The organism is Microbacterium sp. K27, assembly GCF_004794435.1.
Taxonomy (GTDB): domain Bacteria; phylum Actinomycetota; class Actinomycetes; order Actinomycetales; family Microbacteriaceae; genus Microbacterium; species Microbacterium maritypicum_A.
In genome coordinates, this window is record NZ_SSDK01000040.1 from 1 (window position 1) to 13,982 (window position 13,982).

Annotated in this window: 15 protein-coding genes; 8 read left to right on the forward strand and 7 right to left on the reverse strand. The window is 68.9% G+C overall.

From position 1 onward, the window contains the following. Positions 1 to 84: 84 nt before the first annotated feature. Positions 85 to 354, forward strand: a complete 270-nt coding sequence (locus DW307_RS09795; protein WP_136024620.1) for a hypothetical protein — start codon at positions 85 to 87, stop codon at positions 352 to 354. A 23-nt stretch (positions 355 to 377) separates the two neighbouring features. Here the strand turns inward: DW307_RS09795 and DW307_RS09800 are convergent, their stop codons facing one another. Further along, positions 378 to 1,280 carry an ROK family protein gene (locus DW307_RS09800; RefSeq protein WP_136024621.1) on the reverse strand — a complete coding sequence of 301 codons (903 nt, stop codon included), beginning with the start codon at positions 1,278 to 1,280 and terminating at the stop codon, positions 378 to 380. Continuing rightward, positions 1,277 to 1,837, reverse strand: coding sequence for an orotate phosphoribosyltransferase (gene pyrE, locus DW307_RS09805; RefSeq protein ID WP_021198216.1), 561 nt, complete (start codon positions 1,835 to 1,837; stop codon positions 1,277 to 1,279). Before pyrE ends, DW307_RS09800 begins: the two co-directional genes overlap by 4 nt. A gap of 182 nt (positions 1,838 to 2,019) precedes the next feature. On the opposite strand from pyrE, the gene DW307_RS09810 reads away from it, so the two are divergent. Continuing rightward, a complete protein-coding gene (locus DW307_RS09810) occupies positions 2,020 to 2,880 on the forward strand; it encodes an exodeoxyribonuclease III (protein WP_029259639.1) in 861 nt (286 codons plus the stop codon). Positions 2,881 to 2,891: 11 nt separating this feature from the next. After that, entirely contained in the window at positions 2,892 to 3,701 is an 810-nt protein-coding gene (locus DW307_RS09815) for a Cof-type HAD-IIB family hydrolase (RefSeq protein WP_029264738.1), read from the forward strand. A 92-nt stretch (positions 3,702 to 3,793) separates the two neighbouring features. On the opposite strand, the gene DW307_RS09820 is transcribed toward DW307_RS09815, so the two are convergent. From DW307_RS09820 to DW307_RS09840, 5 genes are all read right to left on the reverse strand, one after another. Beyond that, complete coding sequence (locus tag DW307_RS09820; protein WP_136024622.1) at positions 3,794 to 4,252, reverse strand: hypothetical protein; 459 nt, start codon at positions 4,250 to 4,252, stop codon at positions 3,794 to 3,796. 117 nt (positions 4,253 to 4,369) lie between these two features. Further along, positions 4,370 to 6,397, reverse strand: coding sequence for an MSCRAMM family protein (locus DW307_RS09825; RefSeq protein WP_168441016.1), 2,028 nt, complete (start codon positions 6,395 to 6,397; stop codon positions 4,370 to 4,372). A gap of 155 nt (positions 6,398 to 6,552) precedes the next feature. Next, positions 6,553 to 7,206, reverse strand: a complete 654-nt coding sequence (locus DW307_RS09830; RefSeq protein ID WP_136024624.1) for a dihydrofolate reductase family protein — start codon at positions 7,204 to 7,206, stop codon at positions 6,553 to 6,555. Further along, on the reverse strand, positions 7,203 to 7,895 hold the full coding sequence (locus DW307_RS09835; RefSeq protein ID WP_136024625.1) for a winged helix-turn-helix transcriptional regulator: 693 nt from the start codon (positions 7,893 to 7,895) through the stop codon (positions 7,203 to 7,205). The genes DW307_RS09830 and DW307_RS09835 overlap by 4 nt, the downstream gene beginning before the upstream one ends. 1 nt (position 7,896) lies before the next feature. Further along, positions 7,897 to 8,334, reverse strand: a complete 438-nt coding sequence (locus DW307_RS09840) for a VOC family protein (RefSeq protein ID WP_021198209.1) — start codon at positions 8,332 to 8,334, stop codon at positions 7,897 to 7,899. A 149-nt stretch (positions 8,335 to 8,483) separates the two neighbouring features. Here DW307_RS09840 and DW307_RS09845 point away from each other — a divergent pair, with 149 nt between their 5' ends. From DW307_RS09845 to DW307_RS09865, 5 genes are all read left to right on the forward strand, one after another. Continuing rightward, positions 8,484 to 9,749: a sensor histidine kinase gene (locus tag DW307_RS09845; protein ID WP_021198208.1), complete on the forward strand. Its 1,266-nt coding sequence runs from the start codon at positions 8,484 to 8,486 to the stop codon at positions 9,747 to 9,749. Continuing rightward, positions 9,746 to 10,426, forward strand: a complete 681-nt coding sequence (locus tag DW307_RS09850) for a response regulator (RefSeq protein ID WP_029259312.1) — start codon at positions 9,746 to 9,748, stop codon at positions 10,424 to 10,426. Before DW307_RS09845 ends, DW307_RS09850 begins: the two co-directional genes overlap by 4 nt. 66 nt (positions 10,427 to 10,492) lie before the next feature. Beyond that, positions 10,493 to 11,680 (forward strand): benzoate/H(+) symporter BenE family transporter, encoded by a 1,188-nt coding sequence (locus DW307_RS09855; protein ID WP_136024626.1) that lies wholly within the window; start codon positions 10,493 to 10,495, stop codon positions 11,678 to 11,680. 206 nt (positions 11,681 to 11,886) lie between these two features. After that, positions 11,887 to 12,771, forward strand: coding sequence for an ABC transporter ATP-binding protein (locus DW307_RS09860; protein WP_029259314.1), 885 nt, complete (start codon positions 11,887 to 11,889; stop codon positions 12,769 to 12,771). Further along, on the forward strand, positions 12,768 to 13,856 hold the full coding sequence (locus DW307_RS09865; RefSeq protein WP_029264745.1) for an ABC transporter permease: 1,089 nt from the start codon (positions 12,768 to 12,770) through the stop codon (positions 13,854 to 13,856). The genes DW307_RS09860 and DW307_RS09865 overlap by 4 nt, the downstream gene beginning before the upstream one ends. The last annotated feature ends 126 nt before the right edge of the window (positions 13,857 to 13,982 follow it).

Here is a 13,982-nt window from a genome sequence, read left to right on the forward strand (position 1 = left end):
CCGACGTCACCGACCTCAAGATCTCCGTCGCCCGCCTCGAAGGACCCCCACGACATCTGCTCACCACGAGAAGAGGCTGAGACCGTGACCACCGAGACCCTCACGATCATCCTCAGCGCCATCGGCATCGTGCTCACCCTCGGCACCAGCCTCTTCGCCGCCGGCGCCTGGATGATCCGCCGCATCGATGATCGCTTCGACACGGTGGAACAGAAGCTGACCGGCCGCATCGACGCCGTCGACGAGAAGCTCAGCGCGCGCATCGACGCGGTCGCCACCGACGTCACCGACCTCAAGATCTCCGTCGCCCGCCTCGAAGGACCACCGCGACACCTGCTCGCGGCGCGCGGCTGATCAGCGCGTGCCGACAGGCCTGCCTAGCGCAGCACGAGGGCGGCGGCACCGATGAGCGGGCCCTCGTCACCCAACCCGGAGCGCACGACCCGTGTACGGCGCGAGTACTCGTGCGCCGCGCTGCCGGTCAGAGCCTGCCGCACGAGGTCGATGTAGTCAGAGGACACCCGAGAGAAGCCGCCGCCGATGGCGACGACATCGAGGTCGACGAGTGTGGCGGCATCGGCGAGCGCCTCCCCCACCTCGCGTGCGGAACGTTCGATCGCCGCCCGCGCGATGGGGTCTCCGGCGGCGGCGTCCCGCGCGAGGTCCTCGCCGGTCGCACCTGCCCAGCCCTGCTTCTGCGCCCAGGCTGCGCTCGCCGGCCCCGAGGCGATCTCCTCGAGCGTCAGACCGCCCTCGCGGCGCACCTGACCGAGGTGGCCGGCATTGCCGGTCGCGCCGGGAATATATGCGCCGTTCGCAACGAATCCCCCACCGACCCCCGTCGAGACGACGATCGACAGCGAGGCACCAGCTCCCTGCGTGGCCCCGAGCCACGACTCGGCGAGCGCGAGCGCACCGCCGTCGTGACCGAGCACGGTGCGCACGTCGCTCCCCATGACCGTGGATGCCGCCGCACGGACCGACTCCTCGAGCCTGAAACCACGCGCCAGAGGCATGTTCACGGGCATGATCGCGCCGGCGGTGCGGTCGATCGGGCCAGCGCTGCCGACTCCCGCTCCGACGAGCTCACCGTCCGAGGGCAGAGCCGCGAGAGCATGTTCGACGATCGCGACCACCGAGGCGTCGAGCGACGCGAGTGTCGCTTCGCGACCGGTCGCCTGCCGGCTCCGGCTGCCCTCGACGAGCACGCCGTCCTCCGCGACGAGCGCAGCCTCCATCTTGGTGCCGCCGATGTCGACGGCCAGGGCGTAGCGGGTCACTGCGGGTCGAGTCCGAGGTCGTCGAGGTCGAAGGCCGCGCGCCACTCGAGGCCCTCGGCTTCGATCGCCGCCTGCGCACCGGTCTTGCGGTCGACGATCACGGCGACGGCGACGATCTCGGCGCCTTCCTTGCGCAGGGCTTCGACGGCCTTGAGCGCCGACTGCCCGGTGGTCGAAGTGTCTTCGAGCACGACGACGCGCTTGCCCTTGACATCGGCGCCTTCGATCTGGCGGCCGCGGCCGTGGTCCTTTGGCTCCTTGCGCACGACGAACGCGTCGAGCGGAGTGCCGGCGGCGACCGAGGCGTGCAGCACCGAGTTGGCGATCGGGTCGGCGCCGAGTGTGAGCCCGCCGACGGCCACGACATCGAGGTCGCCGATCAGGTCGAGCATGATGCGGCCGATCGCGGGAGCGGCACGGTGGTCCAGCGTGAGCTTGCGCATGTCGACGTAGTACGTCGCCTTCTTGCCGCTGGAGAGGGTGAAGTCGCCATGGAACACCGCCTCGTCCTTGATGAGGTCGAGGAGTGTCTGGCGGTCTGCGTCGAGTGCGGTCACGGCATCCAGTGTAGAAGCCTGGGACGCACTGCGCGGAGGCATGAGGCTTGACCGGATGCATGAACTCCCGGCCTTGCGGCTCATGCATCCGTCCGGCGGTCATGCAGGTGACCGCCATACAGGTCGCGGGCGACGGACCCAGCGCGGGCTCGTGTGTCGGATCTCGCAACTAGGCTGGAGGCATGCGCTTGGCCACCTGGAACGTCAACTCCATCCGCACCCGTGTCACCCGCACCGTCGAATTCGCCGTCCGCGAAGACATCGACGTGCTGGCGATGCAGGAGATCAAGTGCAAGCCCGAGCAGTTCCCCTACGGGCCGTTCGAAGAGGCCGGATACCACGTCGAGGTGCACGGGCTGAATCAGTGGAACGGTGTCGCGATCGCGAGCCGCCTGCCGATCACCGATGTGCGCACGTCGTTCGATGGGATGCCCGGCTTCGCCAAGGGGCATGAGGGGCCCGATGCTCCGCTCGAGGCCCGCGCGCTCGGCGTGATGGTCGACGGGGTTCGGGTGTGGAGCCTGTACGTGCCCAACGGCCGCTCCCTCGAAGACCCGCACTATCTCTACAAGCTGCATTGGTTGGAGCAGCTGAAGAAGTCGACGGCCGCCGAGCTGTCGGCGAACCCCGATCTGCCGCTGGCACTGGTCGGCGACTTCAACATCATCCCGTTCGACGTCGACAACGGCGATCCCGACATCGTGATCGGCCGGTCCACCCACGTCTCTCCGCAGGAGCGCGACGCGTTCTTCGCGTTCCAGGATGCCGGGGTGACCGACGTCGTGCGCCCGCTGATCCCCGAAGGCTTCACTTATTGGGACTATCAGCGCCTGAAGTTCCCGCGCAACGAGGGCGTGCGCATCGACTTCGTGCTCGGCTCGCGCACGCTGGCCGAGGCCGTGCAGGGCGCGTCCATCCACCGCGACGAGCGCAAGGGCGAGCAGCCCAGCGATCACGTCCCTGTGGTCGTCGATCTCGACAGCCGACGGCTCGGAACCGGCGGCGCCGATGACGACGACGACATGCCGATGATCTTCTCCTGAATGCCGATCCCGTGAGTGTGCGTCTGATCGCCACCGATCTCGACGGCACGCTTCTCGATTCGACGTCGTCCGTCACCCCGCGCACCCGCTCGGCTCTCGACGCCGCCCGCGCCCGTGGGATCCACGTCGTCCCGGTCACAGCCCGCCAGCCGATCGGTCTGCGTGCGATCGCGGCCGACGCCGGGTTCGACGGGTGGGCGCTGTGCAGCAACGGCGCCTACGCGGTGCGCCTCGACGACGGGCGGATGCTGTTCGCCGAAGAGCTTCCCGCTGACACGATCCGCACGCTGGCCGAGGCTCTGCGCGCGAGCATCCCCGGCCTGCTGTTCGCAAGCGTGCGCGACGCCGGCGAGACGTTCGTGGCACAAGACGGCTACGCCGCGATCGCCGCTCTCGCCGACCACAAACGCGACCCTGCGACCATGGGCGGCGTGCCGCTGGATCAGGTACTGTCAGCGCCGAGTCTGAAATTCGTGATCCGGCACCCCGAGCTCGCGCCCGACGCGCTGTTCGACGCGGTGCGCGCACTCGGACTCACCGGCTTCGAGGCGACACTCTCCGGCGCCCCCTTCGTCGAGGTCATGGCGGAGGGTGTCACCAAGGCGACGGGCCTCGCCCGGCTCTGCGACCACCTCGGCATCGACCGCGCCGACGTGGTGGCCTTCGGCGATGCGCTCAACGACGTCGAGATGCTCCGCTGGGCAGGTCACGGGGTCGCGATGGCCGACGCCGAACCTCTGGTGAAGGACGCAGCCGACGAGACGACCACCTCGAACGACGACGACGGTGTGGCACGAGTGATCGAGCGGCTGCTCGACTGACGCGATGTTGCCCGACTGGTCATCGCCTCGGGTCCGTGCCTGAGCCTGGCCGCCGAGATCCATGGCGACGGATCACTTCTCGATCTCGAGGCTCAGTGTGTTTCTCTCGGGCGCACCCAGACCGTTCTCGTGAACTCCCAATCGAGATCTCGCTCTCGAGGCGAACGACCGCACACATACTCGACCGCGTAGGCATCTCCCCACGGGTTTCCGTCATACGGGCACCGATGCTCTTCTCGGTCGTTCGGCATGGCCCAGTATTCACGGGAGAAGACATAGAGGGACGGCGGCTCGTACGGGTCCAGAACCGGAACCCTGTCCAGCGACGGCAGCTCCGTTTCCAGCGTGACGCTGTCTCCCCAGGGAAGAGCGAGACGTGCTTCCATTCCCGACGGCAGCCTCCGGTCGCACGACGACAACACCTCAAGGCTCGCTTGGATATCGAACCCACCATCGGGGGTCTCGCCGAGGATCTCGTCCAGGTGGTCGACCACGAACAGACGTGTCGCCGGGTCGATCCTCGCCACGCTTTGTGCTACCCATTCAGACACACGTTGCTCGTTCACAAGGAATGCCCCGTCCCGCGAATCATCGCGCCTCCACGCTGTCCGAGTGCCGGTGGTGCCGCTCTCGGATCACCGGTGATCGAGACGGTTCCCGGCTGAGTCTCAGCTCTCGACGCGGCGACGCCGCACGAGCAGCCCACCCATCATGGCCAGGACGACGCCGATCACCACGATCGCGATCGGAGCCTCGAGACCGGTGGTGGCCAGCCCTGCGCCCGGTGCCGCCGCGGCTCCTCCGGCCTGACCACCCGTCCCCGCTGCCGCGGTGACGGTCAGCGCCGTGCGGGAGATCACCGTCGTGCCTGACAGCGCCACCAAGGTGTGCGCACCGGCCGGTACGTTCGCAGGAATACGCAACGTGCCCTGAAGTGCACCGTCCGCGTCGGCAGTCAGCGTCCCGAGCGCGATCGGGTCGGAGTGCAGCTCGAATGCGATCGTCGCTCCCGGCGTGAACCCCGTGCCCGAGATGGTGATGTCATTCCCGGCGCGGATCGATCCTGCGCCGAGCGCGAGGGCGGGCCCCGGCTGCGGCTCAGGATTCGCGACCGCGACGAGGGTGAAGTCGATCCCCGACACGGGAGCGCCCTCGGTCACGACGACGGGAGTCGCCTGCGCCGCCGTGGCGACGCCGTCGTAGAACTGAGGCTGCGCGGTCGTTGTGCTGTCGTTGTAGAAGTTGGCCGAGGCCTTCAGGATGAACGACCCTTCAGGAAGGGCGAGCGAATACGCGCCGGTCTGAAGATCAGCGAAGGTCGTGCCGACGATCTCGTTTCCGGACCAGGCCTCGACGATGACCTCTCTCCCCTCACTGCTGTCGAGAGAGACCGTGCCGGTCACGAGGGCAGCCGCGTCGAGTTCCGCGTCGATTCCGACGACGTTCGCACCGGACGTCACCGTGACAGGGTTCGCGGTCCCCGCCGTGTAGGCGTCGGCCCAGTACTCGGCTCGCAGACCGGGCTCATACGGCGCGAAGTGCACGCGATAGGTGCCAGGCGCGACGGCCACCTGATAGGTGCCGTCGTTCGCGACGCCGAGGAAGTATGCGTGACTGCTGTCCTCCACATCGGTGACGGTGATAGCGGTGAGTGCACGAGAGCCGTCTGCGCTCTTGGTCACCGAACCGCTGATGTACCCGACCGAGTCAAGAGCCGCGTTCACCCCGGCGGTCGTCTGCAGTTCACCGACGGCGACGACCTTCGCAGCGTTGAAGCTGTACGCGTTCTCCCAGTACTCCGTGACGAGTCCGGGAGCGGGCGCGCCGAACTGCACGCGATACGAACCGGCAGGAAGTCCGCCGACAACGTACGCGCCGGCAGGGTTGGTGCGCGCGAAGGCGACGATCTCTCCGTTCGCATCGAGCGCGTTCACCGTGACGTTTGCGAGAGGCGCGCCGTCATCGGCGCGCGTGACGACGCCGGCGATCGCGCCCCCGGCCACGAGGGAGGCATCGATGCCGGAGACAGCTTCTCCCTCGGCGAGGACGACAGGGGTCGCCTGGGAGTAGTCGAAGGCGTTCTGCCAATACTCGCGCTTCAGATCGGTTCCCTCCGGCTGGAACCTCACGATGTACGAGCCGGCGGGGAGGGCGTTGAGAGTGTAAGTGCCGGACGCATCGGTGAAGCCCGATGCCCAGGCCGTGCCGGGGCCGGTCACCGAGACGGCGATGCCCGAAACCGGTGTCCCGTCGTCCTCGCGGGTGACCGTTCCGGTGATAGACGCCGAGGGCGCGGGGGCGAGCGCGGCGTCGATGCCCGTCGCCGCAGACCCGTTCGTCACCGTGACGCGCTGCGCGCCGAGTGAGTCGCTGGCGTTGTTCCAGTACTCCGTGGCGAAGCTGCGGTCCGGCGCAGAGAAGCGGACCAGGTAGGTGCCGTCGGCCAGGCCGGTGAGCGTATATCCGCCAGTCGCATCGGTGACGGCGTCGGACCGGCCGAGCGCGCCATCTCGCTGTGCGGAGACCTGGATGCCCGCCAGCGCCGCTCCTCCGACGTCGGCCGTCACCGTCCCGGACATCGAACCCGTTGGCGCGGGATCTTCCGCCGCCACGACGGCTGTCGCACCTCCCAGGGCGATCGCGATCGCCGCCATTCCGCCCAGCACAGCCCGCAGCATCCCGCGTCGTCGCGTCATTCTTCTCACCTTGCGAGGGAGTCCGTTCGCTCGGTGATCCCACCGTCGCGTACAGTCTCGATTCATCCGCCGATCGCCGGCAGCTTTCCTCTCGAACCTAGAGGATCAGCACATAGGAAGGGAATAGTCGATACACGGGAGTTACCCCCTCGTGATCACTCGAACGTCCCGACCTCCGGCACCCGATCGGTGCGCCCGTACCGGAGCAGGGTCACACCCGCCTCGTCGGTGATCGGCGGATCCAGCAACCGCAGCACGCTCGGCATCGCGTCGTCGTCGAACACCTTCTTGCCCGCGCCGAGCAGCAGCGGATACACCCAGAGATTCAGCTCGTCGAAGAGACCCTCGGCGAGCAGCGTGTGCACGAAATCGATGCTGCCGATCACGTGCACCTCGCGGTGGGCCGCCCGCATCGAGGCCACCTCGGCAGCCAGATCGGCACCGACGCGCGTGCTGCCCTGCCAGTCGAGTGCGAGTTCGGCATTCCGCGTCGCCACGTACTTCGGCACCCGGTTGAAGAGCGTGCCGATGGCGCCCGACTCCCCCTCGGTGTGCTCCGGCCAGTACGAGGCGAAGATGTCGTAGGTGCGGCGCCCGAGCAGCAGCGCGTCGAGCCCGCGCATGCCCTTCTCGATCTCGGGACCGACCCCGGAGGAGGGATACCCGGCCTGCCAGCCGCTGAAGCGGAAGCCGCCGGAGGTGTCCTCGTCGGTGCCGCCGGGGCCCTGGGCGACGCCGTCGAGAGAGGTGAAGAGATCGATCAGGATGCGGCCGGATGCCTGTTGTTCATCGGGATATTGGCTGTTCATGTCGTGCTCCCTATTGTCAGTCGTGCGATGCGGAAGGTGTCGGCGAACGAGTCCAGCAGCGATTCGTCGCCCCGGACGACCGCGACGATGTCCTGCGCGAGGGCCTCCGCCGGGGTGACATCGCCGCCGATGAGGCGACGGATGCCGGGCCCGGCGACGATCACCGCGTCCGGAGCGCCGTCGGGAAGACGTCCGCCGACCGGCGGCGCCGGCGGCGCGATCTGCGCGACGCGGAGCTCGCCGTCGTGCACGGATGCACGGAGGGCGACGTCGCCGACATGCAGCTCGTACTCGGCATCCACGGCGGATTCCTCCTGGAATGCCGTGCGCAAGGCCATCGTGAGCGAGTCGGGCGTGACGACGTCACCCTCTGCGGGATCCCCCATCGCCTGGAAACCCCAGCGTCCGAGCGCGAGCATGATCGGCTCGAACGAGCGGCCGTAAGGGGTGAGCTCGTACACCAGGCCGCAGTTCAGCAGCGGCACCCGTCGCACGACCCCACCCTCCTGCAACTCCTTCAACCGGGTGGACAGGATGTTGGTGGGGATGCGCGGCAGGCCCTGCTTGAGGTCGGTGTACCGACGCGGCCCGACGAGCAGATCGCGGACGATGAGCAGCGCCCAGCGCTCGCCGATCAGCTCGACGGCCGTCGTCACGCCGCAGTACTGGCCGTAGCTGCGCGCCGCCATGTCAGACCGACGCGGCGGTGTCGCCCACGTGGTCCGGGCCGTTCTCGACGGCCTCGGGCGTCATGTACAGGAAGCCGAGCGAGTTGCCGTCCGGGTCGTCGAGGTCGCGCGAGTACATGAAGCCGTAGTCCTGCACGGGCTTGGGCTCGGTGCCGCCGGCGGCCAGACCCTTCTCGAGAATCGCGTCGACCTCGTCACGCGAGTCCTGACTGAAGGCCACGGAGACCTGCACGACCTCATTCGGGTCGGCGATCGGCTTGTCGGTGAACGTGGCGAAGAACTCGCGCTTGAGCACCATGAAGTAGATGTCCTCACTCCACACGATGCATGCGGCGTTCTCATCGGTGAACTGGGGGCTGATCTCGCAGCCGAGTGCGGTGTAGAACGCCTTGGCACGGTCGAGGTCGCTGGTGGGCAGGTTGACGAACACCTTGGTCATGATGACTCCTCCGGAGATGCGAGCCCATCGGTCGGTGAGCCCTTTCGGACTAGCTTGCAAAAAACAACCACGCTTGTCAATAGCAAGTAACGCGACGATCCCCCACGCGGGGGATGCGCCCCGAACGAGCCCCGCCCTACGGTGGAGGGATGCCCGCAGCCCCGTTCCTCCGCACGCCGACTGAGCGCGAGCGGCGCAGCGACATCCTGCTCGCCGCCGTCATGTTCGTCGGGGCCGTGTTGAGCGCTGCACTCTCCTCGATCGCCGAGATGTACGGCGATGAGCAGGCGCCGCTGTGGACGGCCCTCGTGTACGCGGCGGTCGTCACTGCTCCCCTGGCCGTCCGCCGCCGCTGGCCCGGCACGGTCGCCGTCATCGTGGTCGCCGCCTACTTCACCGCGGTGACGATCCGGATCCCTGAGATCTATGTCGGCAACATCGCGATGTTCATCGCCATCTACACGGCAGGCGCCTGGATGAACAACCGCCGGCGCGCGATCATCGTGCGCGTCGGGATCATCGTGAGCATGTTCGTGTGGCTGCTGATCACGATGTACCGCGATGCGATCAACGAAGCCGACAAGGCGGATGTGATCGCCGGGGCCATGTCGCCGTACGTCGCCTTCATGCTCATCCAGCTGCTGCTGAACGTGCTCTACTTCGGTGGGGCGTACTACTTCGGCGAGCGCTCCTGGGCTGCGGCCAGCCAACTGGCGGTTCTCGAGCAGCGCACGGCCGAGCTGGAGCGCGAGCGGGAGGTCACCGCTGCTCAGGCCGTCGCCCTCGACCGGGTGCGCATCGCGCGCGAGCTGCACGACGTCGTCGCCCACCACGTGTCGGTCATGGGCGTGCAGGCGGGAGCCGCCCGCCTGGTGCTGGAACGGGATCCCGCGGAGTCCGCGCGCATCCTCACCGGGATCGAGGGATCGGCACGCGACGCCATCCACGAGCTGCGCCAGCTGCTGGAGACTCTGCGGGCCCCCGGCGGGGAGACCACCGATGCCGCCTCCACCCTCGTCCTCGACGACATCGCCGAACTCGTCGACGCCTCGACCGAGGCGGGACTGCCGACCGCGTACACGGTCATCGGCGACCCCGCGCCCGTCCCTTCGCTCGTCGCCGTGAACCTGTACCGCATAGCGCAGGAGTCCCTCACGAACGCCCGCCGTCACGCCGGCCCCGACGCGACAGCCGACGTGCGCGTGCGCTACGACGACGACGGCGTCGAGATCGAGATCGTGAACACGGGGCGCCCGGTCGCCCAGCTTCGGCCCGGGCTCGGCCAGCTCGGGATGCGGGAACGCGCCGCGGCCTCCGGAGGCACGCTCGAGGTGATCCCCCGGCCGTTCGGCGGCCTGCGCGTGCGCGCCCGCGTGCCCTTTCCCGTCGCGAGCGAATCGAGCAGGAACCGATGAACGATCCGATCCGTGTCCTGCTCGTCGACGACCATGCCCTGCTGCGCGCCGGCTTCCGCACGATCCTCGACACCCAGCCCGACATCACCGTGGTCGGCGAGGCATCATCGGGTGCTGAGGCCGTCGCCAAGGCATCTGCCCTCCATCCCGACGTCATCATGATGGACGTGCAGATGCCCGACATGGACGGTATCGAGGCGACCGGACGTATCGTCGCCGACCCGGAGGTCGACGCGGCCATCGCGATCGTGACGACCTTCGATCGCGACGACTACCTGTACCGTGCTCTGGATGCCGGGGCCGGTGGATTCCTGCTCAAGAACGCCGGCGCGGAGGATCTGATCTCGGCCGTCCGGGCGCTCGCCGCCGGTGACGGCATGCTCGCCCCTGAGGTGACCCGCCGCGTGCTGGCACGTTTCGCCGCGACGCCTGCTCCGGCGGCGGCCGCGACCACGAACAGCGGCGTGTCGAACGTCACGCTCGCCGAGCCCCTCACCGAGCGCGAGGCCGAAGTGCTGACGCTGCTCGCCGATGCCCGGAGCAACGCCGAGATCGCGCAGGCCCTGTTCATCGGCGAGGCGACTGTGAAGACACACGTCTCGCGCATCCTCCAGAAGCTGGGCGCCCGCGATCGCGTGCAGGCGGTCGTGCTCGCGCACCGCATGGGTCTCGCCTAGGGTCTCGCCTAGCGCGGCACCCCCTGATCCGCGGCGCCCCTCCGTCTCCGCGATACCCTCGGAGCCATGCCCGAAGCCGCACCCCTGTCCCGCCCGATCCTGGCGGGGGTGGTGACGGCACTCGTCGGATTCACCAGCTCGTTCGCGGTGGTGCTGACCGGGCTCGACGCGGTCGGGGCGAACGCGGCGCAGGCGGCGAGCGGGCTTCTCGCGGCCAGCCTCACGATGGGTCTGGCCTGCGTGGTGCTCGCATGGCGGTATCGCATGCCGATCACGGTCGCCTGGTCGACTCCGGGAGCCGCCCTGCTCGTCGCCACGGGCACCGTCGAGGGTGGATGGCCGGCAGCGGTCGGCGCGTTCCTGGTGACCGCCGCACTCATCCTGCTCACCGCGCTGTGGCCGGCCCTCGGCGCGCTGATCGCCCGCATCCCTCCGTCGATCGCGCAGGCGATGCTCGCCGGCGTGCTGCTGCCCCTGTGCCTGGCCCCGATCACCGGGATCGTCGCGAACCCCTGGGGCGTGGCGCCGGTCGTGCTCACGTGGCTGCTGTTCGCACGCCTCGCACCGCGCTGGGCGGTGCCACTGGCGTTCGTCGCCGCCGCCGTCGTGGTCGCGGTCTCGCTCGTCGGCGTCTCTGCGATCGGCGAAGGCACACCCTTCGACCCCGCCCTGCTCCTGCCGCGCCTCGAATTCACCGCGCCGACGTTCACGGTCGGCGCGCTCGTCGGCCTCGCACTGCCGCTCTTCATCGTGACGATGGCGTCGCAGAACGTGCCGGGCGTCGCGATCATGCGCAGCTTCGGGTACGAGGTGCCGTGGCGTCCCGCCATGCTGGTCACCGGGGTCGGCACGGCACTGGGAGCGACGGCGGGCGGGCACGCCATCAACCTCGCCGCCATCAGCGCCGCACTCGCCGCCTCGCCGGACGCCGACCCCGACCCGAAGAGGCGGTGGGTCGCCGGGGTCTCGACCGGGGCGTCATACCTCGTCCTCGCGGTCTTCTCGGCCGCCTTCGCCGCTCTGGTGGTGCTCGCGCCGACGGCCGTGATCCCGGCCGTCGCCGGTCTGGCGCTGTTCGCCGCGTTCGGCTCATCGGTGCAGCAGGCGATCGACGAACCGGGCGAACGGATCCCCGCCGTGGTGACCTTCCTGGTGGCCGCATCCGGGATCGCCGTGCTCGGGGTCAGCGCCGCGTTCTGGGCCCTCCTCGCCGGACTCCTCGTCCGCACGGTGCTCCACACCCCCCGCCCCTGATACTCCTCCCCACCCCTCACCGCGAGTGCACCGCTTCTCGTCGAGTGCACGACTTGTCCGCGTCTCCATCCCGTGCATTCGGCGAGATCCCGTGCACTCGGCGAGATCCCGTGCACCCTCCCCCGCACGGGTGATCCCGCAGAGTCCGCCGTGCGGGGGATGCCGCAGTCGGGCGCGCTCCGTAACGTGAAGGCATGACCACAGGAATGCTCGAACTCTCCGGCATCACCAAGAGCTACGGCTCTCGGCGCGTGCTCGATGACGTGTCCTTCTCGGTCGCCCCGGGGCGGCTGACGGGCTTCGTCGGCGGCAACGGCGCCGGCAAGACCACCACCATGCGGATCGTGCTGGGGCTGCTGTCGTCGGACGGCGGCCGTGTCGACCTGGACGGCGCTCCGCTGACGACCGCCGACCGCCGCCGCTTCGGCTACATGCCCGAGGAGCGCGGCCTGTACCCGAAGATGAAGGTGCTCGAGCAGATCGTCTACCTCGCCCGCCTGCACGGCTTCGGCAAGCAGGAGGCCACGGAGCGCGCGACCGCCCTGCTCACGGAGCTCGGGCTCGGCGAGCGGCTGAACGACACCATCGAGTCGCTCTCGCTCGGCAACCAGCAGCGCGCGCAGATCGCCGCGTCGCTCGTGCACGACCCCGAGGTGCTGATCCTCGACGAGCCGTTCTCGGGCCTCGACCCGCTCGCGGTCGACGTGGTCGCGGGAGTCCTGCAGGCCAGTGCCGCCAAGGGCGCATCCATCTTGTTCTCCTCCCACCAGCTCGACGTTGTCGAGCGCCTGTGCGACGACCTCGTGATCCTCGCGGGCGGCACGATCCGCGCGGCCGGTTCCCGAGACACGCTGCGCGCCGAGCACGCCCGTGACCGGTACGAGCTCGTCTCGGCCGGCGACGCCGGATGGCTGCGCACCGAGCCCGGTGTCACGGTCGTCGACTTCGAGGGCGGGTACGCGCTGTTCGACGCGGACGGCCCCGAAACGGCGCAGCGCGTGCTGCAGTCGGCCGTGCAGCGTGGCGACGTCGCCAGCTTCGCCCCCAAGCATCCGTCCCTCGCCCAGATCTTCAAGGAGGTCATCCAGTGAGCGCCCCCACCCCCGTCCGCGCCTCGAACGGCATCTGGCTCGTCGCCGAGCGCGAGATCGGATCGAAGCTGCGCAGCAAGGCGTTCCTGATCTCGACCGGCATCCTGCTGGTGCTCGCGCTCGCCGGTATCATCCTCGGTGGTTTCGCGAGCAAGAACACCGATGCGATGCCGGTCGCAGCGACCGCGGAGACCGCCTCCGCGGTCTCCGCCATCCCGAACGTCGAGGTCACCACGGTCGCCGACCAGGCTGCAGCCGAACAGCTCGTGCGCGACGACAAGGTCGACGCTGCGGTGCTCCCGGGTGATGGCCCCTCGGGCTACACGATCGTCGCGCTCCAGGAGGCGCCGGGCTCGCTCGTCTCGGCCCTGTCGATCACTCCCGAGGAAGTGATCCTGGAACCGGCGACCACCAACCCGCTGCTGCGGTACTTCATCGCGATCGCCTTCGGTCTGGTGTTCATGATGGCAGCGGCGACGTTCGGCGGCACGATCGCGCAGAGCGTCGTCGAGGAGAAGCAGACCCGCGTGGTCGAGGTGCTGCTGTCGGCCATCCCGGCGCGCACACTGCTCGCGGGCAAGGTGATCGGCAACACGGTGCTGGCGATGGGGCAGATCCTCGCCCTGGCGGCCGTGGCCACGATCGGGTTGATCGTCACAGGTCAGCGCGAGGTGCTCACGACCCTCGGGGCGCCGATCATCTGGTTCGCGGTGTTCTTCCTGTTCGGCTTCATCCTGCTGGCGGCGATGTTCGCGGCTGCGGCCTCGATGGTCTCCCGCCAGGAGGACATCGGTTCGACGACCACCCCGATCACGATGCTGATCATGGCCCCGTACATCCTGGTCATCGTCTTCAACGACAACCCGCTGGTGCTGACGATCATGTCGTACGTGCCGTTCTCGGCGCCTGTCGGCATGCCGATGCGCCTGTTCGTCGGCGAGGCCCAGTGGTGGGAGCCGCTGCTGAGCCTGGTGATCCTGCTCCTCAGCTGCGTCGCGGCCATCGTCATCGGCGCCAAGATCTACGAGAACTCGCTGCTGCGCATGGGCTCCCGGGTCAAGCTCGCCGAGGCGCTGCGCGGCTGAGGCTGCGTACCCAGCAACCCGCCCGCCCGCGCAAGGGTGCGAAAACGGAGACGATCATGCTCGTCGTCCGCGTGTCGGCACATGACACGCGGACGGCCGCATCGATCGTCTCCGTTTTCGCTTCCG

What these genes read in the sequence shown, in the direction of transcription:
- DW307_RS09860 (WP_029259314.1), top strand. Translation starts at nt 11,887, where the DNA reads ATGCTCGAACTCTCCGGCATCACCAAGAGCTACGGCTCTCGGCGCGTG.
- DW307_RS09845 (WP_021198208.1), top strand. Translation starts at nt 8,484, where the DNA reads ATGCCCGCAGCCCCGTTCCTCCGCACGCCGACTGAGCGCGAGCGGCGC.
- DW307_RS09810 (WP_029259639.1), top strand. Translation starts at nt 2,020, where the DNA reads ATGCGCTTGGCCACCTGGAACGTCAACTCCATCCGCACCCGTGTCACC.
- DW307_RS09855 (WP_136024626.1), top strand. Translation starts at nt 10,493, where the DNA reads ATGCCCGAAGCCGCACCCCTGTCCCGCCCGATCCTGGCGGGGGTGGTG.
- DW307_RS09835 (WP_136024625.1), bottom strand. Translation starts at nt 7,895, where the DNA reads ATGGCGGCGCGCAGCTACGGCCAGTACTGCGGCGTGACGACGGCCGTC.
- DW307_RS09825 (WP_168441016.1), bottom strand. Translation starts at nt 6,397, where the DNA reads ATGACGCGACGACGCGGGATGCTGCGGGCTGTGCTGGGCGGAATGGCG.
- DW307_RS09830 (WP_136024624.1), bottom strand. Translation starts at nt 7,206, where the DNA reads ATGAACAGCCAATATCCCGATGAACAACAGGCATCCGGCCGCATCCTG.
- DW307_RS09850 (WP_029259312.1), top strand. Translation starts at nt 9,746, where the DNA reads ATGAACGATCCGATCCGTGTCCTGCTCGTCGACGACCATGCCCTGCTG.
- DW307_RS09840 (WP_021198209.1), bottom strand. Translation starts at nt 8,334, where the DNA reads ATGACCAAGGTGTTCGTCAACCTGCCCACCAGCGACCTCGACCGTGCC.